Raw genomic sequence first — 16,339 nt, forward strand, 5'->3', positions numbered from 1 at the left:
CGAGCGAACGCGAACGCGCGCTCCCTACTTGCGGGCGGACGCCGCCCGGCGCTTGTTGAACACGTCGAACGCGACGGCGGCGAGCAGCACCAGGCCCTTGATCAGGGACTGGAACTCGGTGCCGACACCGAGGATCGACATGCCGTTGTTCAGCAGGCCGATGATGAGACCACCGACGATGGCGCCCGGCACGGTGCCGATGCCGCCGGTGACCGCAGCGCCACCGATGAACACGGCGGCGATGGCGTCGAGCTCGAAGCCGTTGCCGGCGCCCGGAGCCGCCAGGTTGAGCTGGCCGGTGAAGACCACGCCCGCCAGGGCCGAGATGACACCCATGTTGACGAAGAGCAGGAACGTGACCCGCTTCGTCTTCACACCCGACAGCTGCGCGGCCAGCGCGTTGCCACCGATCGCGTAGATGTGGCGGCCGAACACGGCACTCCGCATGACGACCGAGTAGATCACCACGAGCGCACCGAGCACGACGAGCACGATCGGGGTGCCGTTGTAGCTGGCGAGCAGGAGCGCCACGTAGATCACGAGCACGGCGCCGAAGGCCGTCTTCACGATGAACCAGGCGAACGGCTCGCTCTCGAGCTGGTACTTGCGACGCGTGATGCGACCGCGGAACGCTGCGATCACCATGACGGCCGCGGCGGCGAAGCCGAGGATCATCGTGAGCGGCTCGTACCCGGTGGTGCCGAAGGACGGCAGGAAGCCGGAGCCGAGCGAGCGGAAGCCGGTCGGGAACGGCGAGATCTGCTGGTTCTGCAGCACGATCTGGGCCGCGCCGCGGAAGGCGAGCATGCCCGCCAGCGTCACGATGAACGCCGGGATCCCGAAGTAGGCGATCCAGAAGCCCTGCCAGGCACCGACGAGGGCACCGACGACCAGGCAGAGCACGACCGCGATGGGCCACGGGATGTTCCACTGCGTGATCATCACGCCGGCCATGGCACCGGTGAAGGCGACCACCGAACCGACCGACAGGTCGATGTGCCCGGCGATGATGACCATCACCATGCCGATGGCCAGGATGAGGATGTAGCTGTTCTGGACGATCAGGTTCGACACGTTGATCGGGGCCAGCGTGATGCCGTTCGTGGTCACCTGGAAGAAGATGACGATGACGATCAGCGCGATGAACAGGCCGATCTGTCGGAGCTGCCCGGTGAGGTAGCCGACGGCGGACTTAAGCGCGTTCATTGACAGGGGTCTCCCGTTCCTGGGTCATGTACTGCATGAGGACCTCGGGCGTCGCCTCGGAGCGCGGGACGTCGGCCGTGATGGTGCCCTCGGAGAGCGTGTAGATGCGGTCGCAGATGCCGAGCAGTTCGGGGAGCTCGGAGGAGATCACGATGACCGCCTTCCCCTGGTCGGCGAGCTGGTTGATGATCGTGTAGATCTCGTACTTCGCGCCGACGTCGATGCCGCGGGTGGGCTCGTCGAGGATGAGCACGTCGGGGTCGGCGTACATCCACTTCGACAGGACGACCTTCTGCTGGTTCCCGCCGGAGAGCTTCCCCGTCACGACGTCGACGTTCGGCGCCTTGATGTTGAGGCTCTTGAGGAACTGGCTCGCGACCGTGGTCTCCTCCGAGGAGTTCACGAACCCCCAGTTCGCGAGCTTCCCGAGCGCCGACCCGGAGATGTTCCGCTTGATGTCGTCGATCAGGTTCAGGCCGTAGCGCTTGCGGTCCTCGGTGACGTAGGCGATGCCGTTGTCGATCGCCTGCGAGACGGTGTGCGTCTTGATCGGCGTTCCGCGCTTGTAGACGGTGCCGCTGATGCCGGTGCCGTACGACTGGCCGAAGACGCTCATCGCGAGTTCGGTGCGGCCGGCACCCATCAGCCCGGCGATGCCGACGACCTCGCCGGCCCGGACGTTCAGGTTCGCCCGGTGGATGATCTCGCGCGACGAGTCGAGCTGGTGGTGGACGGTCCAGTCCTCGATGCGCAGCAGTTCCTCGCCGATGACGGGGTGCTCGCGCTCGGGGTACCGGTTCGACAGGTCGCGGCCGACCATCCCGCGGATGATGCGGTCCTCGGACACGTCGTCGGCGCGCATGTCGAGCGTCTCGATGGTCTTGCCGTCACGGATGATCGTGACCTTGTCCGCGATCGCCTTGATCTCGTTGAGCTTGTGGCTGATGATGATCGCCGTCATGCCCTCGGCCTGCAGCGAACGGATGAGCTCGAGCAGGTGCGCGGAGTCGTCGTCGTTCAGCGCGGCGGTGGGCTCGTCGAGGATGAGGAGCTTCACCTCCTTCGAGAGCGCCTTCGCGATCTCGACGAGCTGCTGCTTGCCGACACCGAGGTCGACGACCTTGGTGACGGGGTTGTCCTTCAGCCCGACGCGCCCCAGCAGCTCGGCTGCCGTCAGGTTCGTCTTGTTCCAGTCGATGAAGCCGCCCTTGGACTGCTCGTTGCCGAGGAAGATGTTCTCAGCGATCGACAGGAAGGGGCTGAGGGCCAGCTCCTGGTGGATGATGACGACGCCGGCGGCCTCGGAGTCGTTGATGTTGGCGAACCGCACGGGTTCGCCGTCGAGCAGGATCTCGCCGTCGAAGGAGCCGGCCGGGTAGACCCCCGACAGCACCTTCATCAGGGTCGACTTGCCTGCGCCGTTCTCGCCGCAGATCGCGTGGACCTGGCCGCGCTCGACCTCGATCGTGACCCCCTGCAGGGCCTTGACGCCGGGGAACGTCTTGGTGATGTCCCGCATCTCGAGGATGGTGTCCGCCATGTGGACGCCTTTCCGTCGTGCGCGCGCGTGCGCGCGCTGGTGGAGACGGACTGGAGGCGCGGTGCGCAGCTGGCACCGCGCCTCCGGTCCGAGAGATGGGCCCTGACTACTTCAGGTCGGCTTCGGTGTAGTACCCCGAGTCGACGAGGACTTCCTTGTAGTTGTCCTTCGTGACGACCGTCGGCTGGAACAGGAAGGTCGGGACGACCTTGACCTTGTTGTCGTAGCTCTTGGTGTCGTTGACCTCGGGCTTCTTGCCGGTGAGCAGGTCCTCGGCCATGGTGACCGACTGCTTGGCGAGCTTGCGCGTGTCCTTGTAGATGGTCGAGTACTGCTGCCCGGCGATGATCGACTTGACCGAGGCGGCCTCGGCGTCCTGGCCCGTGACGGTCGGGAGCGGACGGTCGCTCGTGCCGTACCCGGCACCCTGCAGTGCCGAGATGATGCCGATCGAGATGCCGTCGTACGGGGAGAGCACGCCGTCGAGCGTGGTGCCGCCCGAGTAGGACTTGGCGACCAGGTTCTGCATGCGGGCCTTGGCCGTGGCCGGGTCCCACTGCTGCGTCGCGGCCTGGGACAGCTTGTCCTGGCCGGACTGGATCTTCAGCGTGCCGTCCTCGAGGTACGGCTTGAGCGTCTTCATGGCGCCGTTGAAGAAGAACCCGGCGTTGTTGTCGTCGAGCGAGCCGGCGAAGACCTCGATGTTGAAGGGGCCCTTCTCGCCGGTCTTCTTGCCGTCCGCGTCGAGCACACCCAGGCCGGTGAGCAGGCTGTTCGCCTGGTCGACGCCGACCTTCTCGTTGTCGAAGGACACGTAGTAGTCGACGTTCTTGTTGCCCGTGAGCAGGCGGTCGTACGAGATCACCTTGATGCCGGCCTTGGCAGCGGCGTCGAGCTGGTCGGAGAGCGCGCCACCGTCGATCGACGCGATGATCAGGACCTTCGCGCCCTTGGTGATCATGTTGCTGACCTGCTGGGCCTGCTGCTGGACCTTGTTGTCGCCGTACTCGAGGTCGACCTTGTAGCCGGCCTTCTCGAGGTCGCTCTTGACGGCGTTGCCGTCCTTGATCCACCGCTCGGAGACCTTGGTGGGCATGGCGACGCCGACGAGGGCGCCCTTGTTGTCGCCGCTGCCGCCACCATCGGTGGATGCACGGCCGCCGGCCGAGCAAGCGGCCAGCGAGATCGCGATGCCGACGGCTGCGACGCCCGCGATGATCCTGCGCTTCATCATCGAAGTACCTCTGTTCCTTCGCGTCGTCCTCGACGCGGTCGGGTGCCGGGGCTGCTGTGCCCCGCGGGATGCGCTCGTGTGAGCGCTCACATCTTGTGGGTTCCGTGACGGGGTGTCAACTCAGCGTCGCCGTTTCGTGATCTTGCCGCGGTGGCCGGACCGAGCGGTACGGTTGGCCACGTGAGCACCAGGACCGCCCCCGAGGGCACGGGCGGCAAGCGCCGGAAGGCCCCGACGATCTTCGACGTCGCCGAACGCGCGGGCGTGTCCCACCAGACCGTCTCGCGTGTCATCAACGGTGACCCGACCGTCCGCGAGCAGTACCGGACGCAGGTCACCGACGCCGTCACCGCGCTCGGGTACCGGCCCCGCGCCGCCGCCCGGGCACTCGCCGGCGGGCGGAGCAAGGCGCTCGGCATCATCACCGCCGGCGACGCGCTGTACGGACCGTCGAGCACCTCGATCGGCTTCGAACGGGCCGCGCGGTCCGCCGGGTACCACGTGCTGCTGTCCACCCTGCCCGAGGAACCGACGCCGTCCGACCTGTCCGGCGCGCTCACCACGCTGCTCGCGCAGGACGTCGCCGCGATCGTGCTCGTCGCCGCCGACAACCGGGTGCTCGACGCCCTCGCCTCGCTCACCGTGCCGGTCACGGTGCCCGTCGTGGTGTCGAACGCGGTGCAGCGCGACGCCGTCCGGAACCCGGTCGCGCCGAGCGTCGCCGCGGTCGCGATCGACCAGGCCGCCGGCACCTCGCTCGTGATGCAGCACCTGTTCGGCCGCGGACACCGCCGGATCGTGCACATCGCCGGACCGCACGTGTCGCAGGAGTCCGAGGTCCGCCGTGCCACCTACGTGCGGATCATGCAGGACGCCGGGCTCGAACCCGTCGTGCTCGAGGGCGACTGGACCCCGGCGAGCGGCTTCGCAGCTGCCCGGCACATCGACGTGGGGACGGTCGACGCGGTCTTCGCGGGCAACGACCAGATGGCGCTCGGGGTGCTGCACGCCTTCGCCGACGAGGGGCTGCGGGTGCCCGACGACATCGCCGTCGTGGGCTTCGACGACGTCCCCGAGGCCGCGCACTTCACGCCGCCGCTGACCACCGTGCGACAGGACTTCCGGGCGATGGGGGAGCGGGTGCTCGACACCGTGCGGGCCCTGGTCGAGGGGGAGCCCCGCGACGAGACGCTGCTCGCGCCCGAGCTGGTGGTGCGGCGCAGCACGTAGCGCCCCCTCGCACCGTGCGGCGGTGTGCGGCCGGTGCGAGGTTGATCGCTCGGTGCGGCGCTACAGTCCCGCACCGAGCGATCAACCCCGCACCGGTTGAGGGGCCGCGCACGGTGCGAGGCCGCGCACGACCCCGCACGGACCGAAGGGCCGCGCACGGTGCGAGGCCGCGCACGACCCCGAGCTGACCCGACCGTCAGCCCTTCAACGCCCCGGACGAGAGCCCGGCGACGTAGAACCGTTGCAACCCGACGTACAGCGCGATGCACGGGATCATCGCCACCACCGACCCGGCGACGAGGTTGCCGTACGACACCTGCCCGTACGCCCCGGTCTGCAGGTTGAGCAGCGCGACCGGCAGCGTGTACAGCGAGTCCTTCGTCAGGAACGTCAGCGCTCCGAGGAACTCCGTCCACGACGCCAGGAACGCGTACAGTGCCGCGGTCGCCGCCCCGGGCAGCAGGAGCGGGCGGAGCACCGACACGACGACCCGGAAGCGCGAGGCCCCGTCGACGAAGGCCGAGTCCTCGAGCTCGGTGGGGATCGACTCGAACGCGTTCCGCATCACGAACACCCCGAACGGCAGGTTCACCGTCGTGTAGAACAGCACGAGCCCGAGCAGCGAGTTCGTCAGCCCCATCGCGTTCATCTCGAGGTACAGCGGCGTGAGGATGGCCTGGAACGGCACCATCATCGTCAGCAGCACCAGGCCGAACACGACGCCGGATCCCCGGAACCGGAAGCGGGCGAAGCCGTAGCCGGCCATCGTCGCGATGACCGCGGTCAGCACCGCCGTGGCGATCGACACGATGAGCGAGTTCACGACGCCGGTGAGCAGGTGCGACGACGAGGCGAACACGGCGGCGAAGTTCTGCCACCCGAGCTGGAAGAACGTCGCCGGGTCCGGGGCCTGCGTGATGACGGCCTCGGACTGGAACGCCCGCAGGATCGACCAGATGAGCGGGACGCCGAACACGAGGGCCGATCCGATGCCGGCGATCGCGTAGAGGGTGCGCTTCACGGTGGTGTCGCGCGGGTGCTGGACGCTGCCCTGCTGGTGGCGACGACGTCGGCCGTCGCCCGTGGTGGTCAGGGTCCTGGTGGACAGGTCCGGCGCCGCGAGGGCCGCACGGGAGGTCGTGGTGCTCATGGCGTCAGTCCTTCTCTCGCAGTGCCCAGAACTGGAACACCGTCACGGCGGCGATCACCACGACGAGGGCGATCGACTGGGCGGTCGCGGCCCCGAGCTGCAGGTTCACGAACCCGCGGTTGTAGATCGCGTTCACGATGGTGGTGGTCTCGGTGCCCGGCCCGCCCTGGGTCAGGATGTAGAACTGGTTGAAGGCCAGCAGCGACCCGATCACCGAGATGATGACGCTCAGCGCGACGGTCGAGCGGATCATCGGGAACGTGATGAGGCGTTCGGTCTGCCACCAGGACGCCCCTTCGAGCTGCGCGGACTCGTAGACCTCGTCGGGGACGCCCTGCATCGCCGACATGAGCAGCACCATCGTCAAGCCCGACACCGCCCAGACCACGAGCACGCAGATGAGCACCGTCGCCAGCGGGCCGTTCACGAGCCACGCGGTGCTGCCGTCGGTGATCCCGAGCCACCTGAGCACCATGTTGACGGCCCCGGAGTTCGGTTGCGCCTCGAGCACGAGCATGAACGAGAGCGTCGTCAGCCCGACCACGTACGGCAGGAAGAACACCGTCCGCAGGATCGTGCTGCCCCGGCGGCGGGCCCGGACGAGCACGGCGAGGAAGTACCCGAGCGCCAGGATCGGCAGGGTCACGATCGCCGTGTACAGCAGCGTGTAGCCGATCGCGTGCACGAACGTCGGGTCCTGGAACAGCGTCAGGTAGTTCTGCAGCCCGATGAACCGGTACGGGCCGATCAGGGGCCAGTTCGTGAACGAGATGTAGAGCGCGAACACGAGCGGGACGAGCACGAAGACGGCGACGAACAGGATCGCCGGGGCGACGAGGACGGCGCCGGTGCGCGGCGGGTGGGTGAGCGAGTTGCGGGTCCGGGCGGAGCCGCCGCGCCCCGGGCCGCGGCCCACGGTGGGACGGCCCGGGCCGGTCCGGCCGGCGGGACGCCGGGTGGAGATGGTCGACATGCGTGCACCTCTCTGTGCATCAACAAGAGCGAGACGAGCCAGAGCCCGAGACGAGCGAGACGAGCGAGCAGGCAGGCTCAGGCCTGCACCTGGTCGAGGATCCGCTGGTAGTCGGACTGCGCCGTCCGCATGGCGGCAGCGCTCCCCGACCCGAACACGGCCTCGCGGAACATCGCGAAGTACGGCGACGACGGCTGGTTGTTGAGCAGGTTGTACGCCAGCGTCTGCGGCGCGTAGCCCTTCTCGATGGCGTCGAGCGGGCCGTACGCCAGCGGGAACCGCTTGCGGTACTCCGGGGTGGCGGCGTCGGACCGCGTCGGGAAGTACCCGCCGTCCGGCAGTGCCTGCTGCTGTTGGAGCGCGTTCGCGTACTGCATGAACGCCCACCCACCGGACGGGTTCGCCGCCCCGTTCGGGATGCACATGTTGTCGCCGCCGTCGAAGAACGACCGCTGGCCGTCCCACGACGGGATGAGCACCGTCTGCATCTTCGCCCGCATCGCCTTGGTGGCCGCGGGCACGGTCGCCCCGTACGAGGTCGGGAAGATCCCCACCTTGCCGGCCCGGAAGTCGGCACCCCACGTGGTGCCGGCGTCGGAGTACGTCGCCTTCGACAGCACGCCGTCCTTCCACAGCTGCCGGTAGAACTCGAGCATGCGTTCGAGGGCCTCGTTGCCGGTGATGTTCGGCCGCTGGGAGCCGACCTCGCCGGTCATCATGTCGACGCCGGTCGCCCAGACGTGCGGCTGCGTGACGAAGCCGATGATGCCGGCGGCGTTGCCGGAGATCGACCAGCCGTACACGTCGTCGTCGAGCTTCCGGATGGCCTTCGCCGCGTCGAGCAGCGTCGACAGGTCCCTCGTCGACTCCTCGACGTCGAGCCCGGCACGCTCGAACAGCTCGGTGTTGACGAACAGCTGCGAGTTGTCCGCCAGGTACGGCAGCCCGTAGTACCGGTCGCGGTACTCGAGCAGGCGCAGGTGCCCCGGCGAGATCGCATCGAAGTAGTCCAGGCTCTTGACGACGTCGGTCAGGTCGGCGAACGCCTCGCGGAAGATGAACAGCTGCGAGTTGATGTCGTCGATGTCCACGACGTCCGGCGGCTCACCGCCGCGGATCGCGGTCGCCAGCTTGGTCACGTACTGCGCGTCCGGCACCGGGGTCAGCTGGACCTGCAGCTCCGGGTTCGCCTTGTTGAACCCGGCGACGGCCGACGTCAGGCCGGCCTGGGTCGCCGACCGGCACCACACCTGCACCGTGCCGGTCGCGTCCTTCCCGAAGCTCGCGGGCTTCGCGACGACCTTCGGCAGGGTGCCGGAGCACCCGGCCAGGGCGAGGGCTGCCCCGCCGGCGACGCCGCCGACGAGGAACGCACGGCGGTCCACGCCGGTCACCGCGCCAGCGGGAGCCAGACGCGCATCGGCGCGGCTCCCCGGTTCGCCCACGCGTAGTACGGGACCGCGGTCGCGGTGACGTCGTGGACGTCGCGACCGGCCTGGAGGCCCGTGGTGGCGCCCTGCAGACCGGCCACGTCGTCGACGTTGGTCGCGTCGCGGGCCGTGGTCGCGCCTCCCGGCCCGTCCAGACGCTGGTACGGCCAGGCCGGCTGCACGTGCTCGGCCGGGGCGTGCCCCGGGATCCGCAGCGTGACGACGCCGTCGAGCAGGTCGTCGCGGTGTTCCTCGGTGATCGGCGCGTCGGCGTCGACCGTCAGGTCGTCGACCGTGAAGCCCCGCTGGTCCGCCTGCTCGACCGCGTACACGAGCGGGCCGCGCTCGATCGCGACCTGCCCGCGGGCGGCGTCGATGCGGGCGTCGGCGACGTACCGGTGCGGTGTCGTGTCGAAGACGAGCTCGACGGTGTCGCCCGCCGACCACTCGCGGTCGACGACGTGCAGCGTGCCCGCCGTGGGGTTCGCGGACCCGTCCGGACCCGTGACGGTCGTGGTGTCCGACCAGGCCGGGATCCGCAGGCCCAGGGCGAGCGGGCCGTCCTCGGTGACCGTGACACGGACGCGGCCGTCGTGCGGGGAGTCGGTGTCGACGCGCACCGGACCGAGGTCCGCGGTGGCGTACTGGTGGATCTGCAACCCGCCGTCCGTCGCGGTCGCCAGGTAGCCGTCGAGGCTCGCGAAGGTCCGCATGATGTTCGGCGGGCAGCAGGCGCAGTCGAACCAGCCGCGACGCCCGTGGGCGGGGGAGCGGTTCTCGTCCTGGTGGGCGTGGTCGCGCTGCTGCAGCGGGTTCACGTAGAAGTACTCGGTGCCGGCCAGGCTCACCCCGGCGAGGAACGCGTTGTAGAGCAGGCGCTCGATCGCGTCCGCGTACACGGGCTTGCCGGTCGCGAGCAGCAGGCGCCAGGCCCACTGCACCCCGCCGATCGCCGCGCAGGTCTCGGCGTAGCCGCGATCGGTCGGCAGCTCGTACGGGTCGCCGAACGCCTCCCAGTCCCAGCGAGCCCCGAGGCCGCCGGTGATGAACGCCTTCGTCGCCATCATGTCCGCGAACTGCGTCTCGCTCGCGGTGAGGAGCTCGGTGTCCCCGGTCTCGATCGCGACGTCCACGGCACCCGCGGCCAGGTACACGGCGCGGACCGCGTGGCCCTCCACCGTCGTGGCTTCGCGGCTCGGCACCCGGTCGGAGAAGTACGTCGGTTCGCCGCCGGCGCGCTCGATGATGCCGTGGCCCCGGGCATCGACGAACCAGTGCGCCAGGTCGAGGTAGGCGCGGTCGCCGGTCTCGCGGTACAGCTCGACCAGGCCCATCTCGACGACGGGGTGGCCGTCGACGTCGCGGGTCTTCGGCGTGCCGTCCGGGGCGGTGCCGTCGCCGAACGTGCGGACCAGGTGGTCGGCGTTCTTGATCGCGACGTCGAGGAGCCCGGTGTCGCCCGTCGCACGGTGCTGGGCCACGGCCGCCTGGTACAGGTGCCCGGCGCAGTACATCTCGTGGCTCCACTTGAGGTCCGTGTACCGCTCGCCCTTGCCGCGGACCTGCTGCACGGAGTCCAGGTAGCCGTCCTCGGCCTGGGCTCGGGCGTACAGCGCGGTGACCTCGCGCTGCAGGTCGAGCAGGTCCTCGGCGGGGGCGCGGCCGTACTCCCACGCCACGGCCTCGAGCCACTTCGTCACGTCGGAGTCCATGAAGATCGGGCCGACGGCCTCGCCCTCCTCGAGCCCCGCGGCGATGCGCAGGTTCCGGAAGTTGCCGGCCGTCTCGAGCTGCTGGTAGCCGCTCCGCACGGCGTCACGGCCGTTGCGCTCCTGTCGGAGCGCCCAGAAGCCGCCCGTGATCCGGGCGTCGCCGGTCGGCAGCGGCCGGAGCGTGAGGTGCGCGTCGGCGGTCGGGAGGACCGGGGTCGCGGTGTGCGCGCCGCGATCGGTCGCGAGCGTGGTGGTCATGTCGCCTCCTTGCGATGTGACTCGGGCCGTCCGGGTCGTCATCGATCCGGAAAACGGTTTCTGCGGTGGACGCTACGACACGGGGCGCACGTCGCGCAAGAGCATTCCGGTGCTTTTGTGTAAGGTCATCGGCACGTCCTGGTCATCGGAAAGGTGGTTGCCGTGACGCTCGAACGCACCGGACAGCCGATCCGGATCACCGACGTGGCGGCGCTCGCCGGAGTGTCGATCGGCACCGCGTCGAAGGCGCTGAACGGCACCGGACAGCTGCGGGACGCCACCCGGCTGCGGGTGAAGGAAGCAGCCGAGAAGCTCGGGTTCGTCGGCGACGCCCGTGCCCGCGCGCTGTCCTCGGGGCGGACCTACACCGTCGGCATGATCACCACCGACTCGTTCGGCCGGTTCTCGATCCCGGTGCTGCTCGGTGCCGAGGACGCCCTGTCCGCCGGGCGGATGGCCGTGCTGCTCTGCGACACCCGCGACGACCACGTGCGCGAGGCCCACTACCTGCGCTCCCTGGCGGCCCGCGGTGTCGACGGCATCATCGTGACCGGCCGCTCCGCCGACGCCCGGCCCCCGATCGACGCGTCCATCCCCGTCGTCTACGCCTTCTCGCCCTCGACCGACGACAGCGACGTGTCGGTCACGCTCGACGACGCCGCCGGTTCGGCACTCGTCGCCTCGCACGTGCACTCGCTCGGGAGGCAGCGGGTCGCGATCGTGACGGGGCCGGCGCGGCACCGGTCGGCAGCGCGTCGCGTCGCCGGTGCCACGTCGGTGCTCGGGTCGCACCTGGTCACCGAGCCGCTGTACGGCGAGTGGTCGGAGCGCTGGGGGCGGCAGGCCGTGGACGTGCTGGCCCGGCAGTCGCCCGACGTCGACGCGATCGTCTGTGGCAGCGACCAGATCGCCCGGGGCGTGTGCGACCGGCTGCGGGAGCTCGGGCGTTCGGTGCCGGGAGACGTCGCGGTCACGGGCTTCGACGACTGGGACGTGATGGCGCTCGCCTCGAGGCCGCCGCTGACCACGGTCGACCTGCGGCTCGAGGAGCTCGGGCGCGTCGCGGGGCAGGCGCTCCTCGCCCTGATCGACGGCGGGACCGCGGCGTCGGCGGCCGTGACGCCGTCGCTCGTCATCCGCGAGAGCACCGTCGGGGCCTAGGTCGGTCACGACACCCCGTCCGCCGTGGTCGAGTGGTCACGAACCGTCGCTCTGCGCGCCGCCAGCCGACCGTTCGTGACCGCGCGGCGGGGAGGCAACGGGGCGTCGTGACCGTCCCTGGCGCCGCCGTTCGGGGTGTCGCGGGTCCGGCGGGTCGGCGCTCCCGGGTGTGGGGCAGCGAGGGGTCAGGACTCGCGCGGGTGTGGGGCGGCGAGGGGTGGCATGTCGTCGTCGCCCTCGTGCGTCGCGCGGTCACGACCCGTCGTGCGTGGGACGTCGAGTGGTCAGGAACGGTCGGCTGCAGGTGCGCCGGACGACGGTTCGTGACCGGTCGGCGGAACTGAGCGGGGAGTTTCGACCGGCGGGGGAAGCGGGCGGACGAGTGGGACGGGCAGGACGGGCGGCGCGCCGCCGCGTTGCGTGTGTGAGCGCTCACGTGCCAGGATGTGAGCGCTCACTGAGGACGACGAGGTTCTGGAGGAACGCATGGGCGACGACCGCCGACAGCGGATCGTGGACGGCCGCACCACGCTCGGGATCGAGCTCGGCTCCACCCGCATCAAGGCCTGCCTGGTGGACGAGGACCTCGTCCCCATCGCAGCCGGCTCCCACGAGTGGGAGAACGAGTACGTCGACGGGCGCTGGACCTACTCACTCGATGCCGTCGAGATCGGACTCCGTGCCGCGTACGCCGCCCTGGTGGCCGACGTCGAGTCGCAGTACGGCGTGACCCCGACGACCTTCCGCGCGGTGGGCGTGAGCGCGATGATGCACGGCTACCTGGCGTTCGACGCCGCGGGCGAGCTGCTCGTGCCGTTCCGCACCTGGCGCAACACCTCCACGGGTCCCGCAGCCGAACGACTCAGCGAGGCCCTCGGGTTCAACATCCCGCTGCGCTGGTCGATCGCGCACCTGTACCAGGCGGTCCTCGACGACGAGCCGCACGTGGCCGAGATCGCCGGTGTGACGACCCTGGCCGGCTACGTCCACCGTCGTCTGACCGGTCGGAACGCGCTGGGTGTCGGTGACGCCAGCGGCATGTTCCCCATCGAGGGCGGCCCCGTCGACAGCGGCCCCGGTGACCCCGGTGCCAAGGACTTCGACCCCGCCATGCTCGCCACCGCGCAGGACCTGATCGGCCTGCCGGACCTGCGGTCCCTGCTGCCCGAGGTCCTGGTGGCCGGCGCCGAAGCGGGCGAGTTGACCCCCGAGGGTGCAGCCTGGCTCGACCCGACCGGCACGCTCGAACCCGGTGCGCCGCTCTGCCCGCCCGAGGGGGACGCCGGCACCGGCATGGTCGCGACGAACGCGGTCGCCCCGCGCACCGGCAACGTCAGTGTCGGCACGAGCATCTTCGCGATGGTCGTGCTCGAGCAGCCGCTGACCACCGCGCACGAGGAACTCGACGTCGTCACCACCCCGGCCGGGGACGCCGTGGCGATGGTGCACTGCAACAACGGCGCGAGCGAGATCGCGAGCTGGGCCCGGGTGTTCGGGCGCTTCGCCGAGGCCTCGAGCGAGCGGACCGGCGCGACGCCGATCGGCATCGACGACGTCTACGCCACGCTGCTCGCCGAGGCCGTCGCCGACGACACCGACCCGGACGCCGGCGGTCTGCTCTCCTTCAACTACCTGGCCGGCGAACCGGTCACCCACGTCGAGGACGGCCGGCCCCTGCTGCTCCGCACCCCCGGCGCACGCTTCACGCTCGGCAACCTGGTGCGCTCCGAGGTGCACGGCGCCTTCGCGACCCTGGCCATCGGCATGGACGTCCTGCACGGCGAACAGGTGCAGGTGGACCGGATGACGGCGCACGGCGGGCTCTTCCGGACGCCCGGCAGCCCGCAGCGGCTGCTCGCGGCGGCGTTGCGCGTGCCGATCGCGCTCGAGGAGACCGCGGGCGAGGGCGGCGCGTGGGGGATCGCGGTGCTGGCCGCCTACCTCGAGCACACCGACCAGCAGCTCGCCGACTACCTGTCGGACACCGTGTTCGGCGGGGACGCCGTGCACGTGGCCGAACCCGAGCCGGCGGACGTCGCCGGGTTCCAGACGTACCTGGAGCGCTACCGGGCGGCACTGCCCGTGCAGGACGTCGCCGCGGCGGCGACCCGCCCCAGCGCGACCACAGGACCGACCGACGAGACCGACGGCGCCGACCCGCGCCTCCAGACAGAGGAAGTGACCCGATGACGGACGCGATCGACGAGACCACACGCCAGGCGGTGGCGACGACGCGGGAGCGCGTCGCGCGCCTGCACGGCGAACTCGTCCGCTACGGCCTCGTGATCTGGACAGGCGGCAACGTCTCCGAGCGCGTGCCCGGAACGGACCTGTTCGTCATCAAGCCGAGCGGGGTGTCGAGCGACGACCTGACGCCGGAGAACCAGGTCGTCTGCACGCTCGACGGCGTGCCGGCCGAGGGCTGGGGCAACGCGCACGGCCCCTCGAGCGACACCGCCGCGCACGCCTACGTGTACCGGAACATGCCCGAGGTCGGCGGTGTCGTGCACACCCACTCGACGTACGCGACCGCCTGGGCCGCCCGCGCCGAGGCGATCCCGTGCGTGATCACGGCGATGGCGGACGAGTTCGGCGGACCGATCCCGGTCGGCCCCTTCGCGATCATCGGCGACGACTCGATCGGCCACGGCATCGTCGACACCCTGAGCGGTCACCGCAGTCGTGCGGTCCTGATGCAGAACCACGGCGTCTTCACGATCGGCAAGGACGCGAAGGACGCCGTCAAGGCCGCCGTGATGTGCGAGGACGTGGCACGGACCGTCCACATCGCGAAGCAGGGAGGCGAGGTCGTCCCGATCCCCGAAGCAGACATCGATCGACTCTTCGATCGCTACCAGAACGTCTACGGACAGAACCCCGAAGGAGCCATGCGATGACGCAGGACACCACCGTCGACCCCCAGGCCACGCTCGACAGCTACGAGGTCTGGTTCCTCACCGGCTCCCAGGGGCTCTACGGCGAGGAGACCCTGCGCCAGGTCGAGGAGCAGAGCAAGGCCGTCCACGCGGAGCTCGCCGGGCACCTGCCGGTGCAGCTCGTCTGGAAGCCCGTCCTCAAGGACGCCGACGGCATCCGCCGGGCGCTCATCGAGGCGAGCGCCGACGACAAGGTCATCGGTGTCACCACGTGGATGCACACGTTCAGCCCGGCCAAGATGTGGATCGGCGGCCTGCAGGCCCTGACCAAGCCGCTGCTGCACCTGCACACGCAGGCGAACGTCACGCTGCCCTGGGCGGACATCGACTTCGACTTCATGAACCTCAACCAGGCCGCGCACGGCGACCGTGAGTTCGGCTACGCCCTGGCCCGCCTGGGCGTCCGGCACGCCACGGCCGTCGGCCACGTCTCGGACCCGCGCGTCCAGCATCGCGTCGCGAACTGGACCCGTGCCGCCGCAGGTGCCGCGGCCGTCCGCGAGCTGAAGCTCACCCGCTTCGGCGACAACATGCGCTACGTCGCCGTCACCGAGGGCGACAAGACCGAGGCCGAGATCGAGCTCGGCGTGCAGGTCAACACGTGGGCGGTCAACGAGCTCGCAGCAGCGGTGGACGCCGCAGCAGCGGACACGGCAGCGGTCGACGCGCTCGTGGCGACGTACGAGCGCGACTACGACGTGGACCCGTCACTCCGCAGCGACGGTGGCGAGCGTCACGCCGCGCTCCGCGACGGCGCCGCCATCGAGATCGGCCTCCGCACGCTGCTCGCGCAGAACGGAAGCGCCGCCTTCACCACGAACTTCGAGGACCTCGGCTCGCTCAAGCAGCTGCCGGGCCTGGCCGTGCAGCGCCTGATGGCCGACGGCTACGGCTTCGGCGCCGAGGGCGACTGGAAGACCTCGGTCCTGGTCCGCGCGATGAACGTCGCCGGCGCCGGCCTGCCCGGTGGTGCGAGCCTGATGGAGGACTACACCTACGACCTCACCCCGGGCGCCGAGAAGATCCTCGGGGCGCACATGCTCGAGGTCTCGCCGACGCTCACCACCACGAAGCCGACGCTCGAGATCCACCCGCTCGGCATCGGCGGCAAGGACGACCCGGTCCGCCTGGTCTTCACCGCCGACTCCGGCGAAGCCGTCGTCGTCGCGCTCTCCGACACCCGCGACGGGTTCCGCCTCACCGCGAACGTCGTCGACGTCGTGCCCCCGACCGAGGCCCTGCCGAAGCTTCCCGTCGGCCGTGCGGTCTGGGAGCCCCGGCCGTCGTTCCCCGTCGCTGCCGAGGCCTGGCTCACCGCCGGCGCCGCGCACCACACCGTCATGACGACGGCGGTCGGCCTGCAGGTCGTCGAGGACTTCGCGACGATGGTCGGCACGGAGTTCCTGGTGATCGACGAGCACACCACCGCACGCGGGTTCCGCGACGAGCTGCGTCTCCAGCAGACGTGGCACCGTCTCGACCGCGGCTTCTAGGGGAGTCAGGACCCAC

General features: G+C 70.2%; 12 protein-coding genes. 5 read left to right on the plus strand and 7 right to left on the minus strand.

Annotation, left to right across the window (positions count from 1 at the left end; genetic code table 11):
- Positions 1-24: 24 nt before the first annotated feature.
- The 3 genes from mmsB to chvE form a co-directional block, all read right to left on the minus strand.
- Complete coding sequence (gene mmsB / locus ASF75_RS07925; RefSeq protein ID WP_017888387.1) at positions 25-1,206, minus strand: multiple monosaccharide ABC transporter permease; 1,182 nt, start codon at positions 1,204-1,206, stop codon at positions 25-27.
- On the minus strand, positions 1,193-2,746 hold the full coding sequence (gene mmsA / locus ASF75_RS07930; protein WP_042540350.1) for a multiple monosaccharide ABC transporter ATP-binding protein: 1,554 nt from the start codon (positions 2,744-2,746) through the stop codon (positions 1,193-1,195). Before mmsA ends, mmsB begins: the two co-directional genes overlap by 14 nt.
- 106 nt (positions 2,747-2,852) lie before the next feature.
- Complete coding sequence (gene chvE, locus ASF75_RS07935) at positions 2,853-3,980, minus strand: multiple monosaccharide ABC transporter substrate-binding protein (RefSeq protein WP_017888389.1); 1,128 nt, start codon at positions 3,978-3,980, stop codon at positions 2,853-2,855.
- Positions 3,981-4,160: 180 nt separating this feature from the next.
- On the opposite strand from chvE, the gene ASF75_RS07940 reads away from it, so the two are divergent.
- Positions 4,161-5,210: a substrate-binding domain-containing protein gene (locus tag ASF75_RS07940; RefSeq protein ID WP_056070343.1), complete on the plus strand. Its 1,050-nt coding sequence runs from the start codon at positions 4,161-4,163 to the stop codon at positions 5,208-5,210.
- A 196-nt stretch (positions 5,211-5,406) separates the two neighbouring features.
- On the opposite strand, the gene ASF75_RS07945 is transcribed toward ASF75_RS07940, so the two are convergent.
- The 4 genes from ASF75_RS07945 to ASF75_RS07960 all read right to left on the minus strand — a co-directional run bounded on the left by ASF75_RS07945 (position 5,407) and on the right by ASF75_RS07960 (position 10,733).
- Positions 5,407-6,360, minus strand: a complete 954-nt coding sequence (locus ASF75_RS07945) for a carbohydrate ABC transporter permease (protein WP_052481898.1) — start codon at positions 6,358-6,360, stop codon at positions 5,407-5,409.
- A gap of 4 nt (positions 6,361-6,364) precedes the next feature.
- Positions 6,365-7,333 (minus strand): carbohydrate ABC transporter permease, encoded by a 969-nt coding sequence (locus tag ASF75_RS07950; protein ID WP_017888392.1) that lies wholly within the window; start codon positions 7,331-7,333, stop codon positions 6,365-6,367.
- 77 nt (positions 7,334-7,410) lie between these two features.
- Positions 7,411-8,727, minus strand: coding sequence for an ABC transporter substrate-binding protein (locus ASF75_RS07955; protein WP_231564115.1), 1,317 nt, complete (start codon positions 8,725-8,727; stop codon positions 7,411-7,413).
- The gene (locus tag ASF75_RS07960) at positions 8,724-10,733 is read right to left on the minus strand and encodes a glycoside hydrolase family 127 protein (RefSeq protein ID WP_056070346.1); all 2,010 of its coding nucleotides are present in this window, start codon (positions 10,731-10,733) and stop codon (positions 8,724-8,726) included. Before ASF75_RS07960 ends, ASF75_RS07955 begins: the two co-directional genes overlap by 4 nt.
- A gap of 162 nt (positions 10,734-10,895) precedes the next feature.
- Between ASF75_RS07960 and ASF75_RS07965 the strand changes: the two genes are divergently transcribed.
- From ASF75_RS07965 to araA, 4 genes are all read left to right on the plus strand, one after another.
- Positions 10,896-11,894 (plus strand): LacI family DNA-binding transcriptional regulator, encoded by a 999-nt coding sequence (locus ASF75_RS07965; RefSeq protein ID WP_017888395.1) that lies wholly within the window; start codon positions 10,896-10,898, stop codon positions 11,892-11,894.
- Positions 11,895-12,380: 486 nt separating this feature from the next.
- On the plus strand, positions 12,381-14,084 hold the full coding sequence (locus ASF75_RS07970) for a xylulokinase (protein ID WP_056070348.1): 1,704 nt from the start codon (positions 12,381-12,383) through the stop codon (positions 14,082-14,084).
- Positions 14,081-14,791, plus strand: coding sequence for an L-ribulose-5-phosphate 4-epimerase (locus ASF75_RS07975; protein ID WP_017888397.1), 711 nt, complete (start codon positions 14,081-14,083; stop codon positions 14,789-14,791). Before ASF75_RS07970 ends, ASF75_RS07975 begins: the two co-directional genes overlap by 4 nt.
- A complete protein-coding gene (gene araA / locus ASF75_RS07980) occupies positions 14,788-16,323 on the plus strand; it encodes an L-arabinose isomerase (RefSeq protein ID WP_056070352.1) in 1,536 nt (511 codons plus the stop codon). Before ASF75_RS07975 ends, araA begins: the two co-directional genes overlap by 4 nt.
- Positions 16,324-16,339 lie beyond the last annotated feature (16 nt).

It is taken from the genome of Curtobacterium sp. Leaf154 (genome assembly GCF_001424595.1).
Lineage (GTDB): Bacteria > Actinomycetota > Actinomycetes > Actinomycetales > Microbacteriaceae > Curtobacterium > Curtobacterium poinsettiae.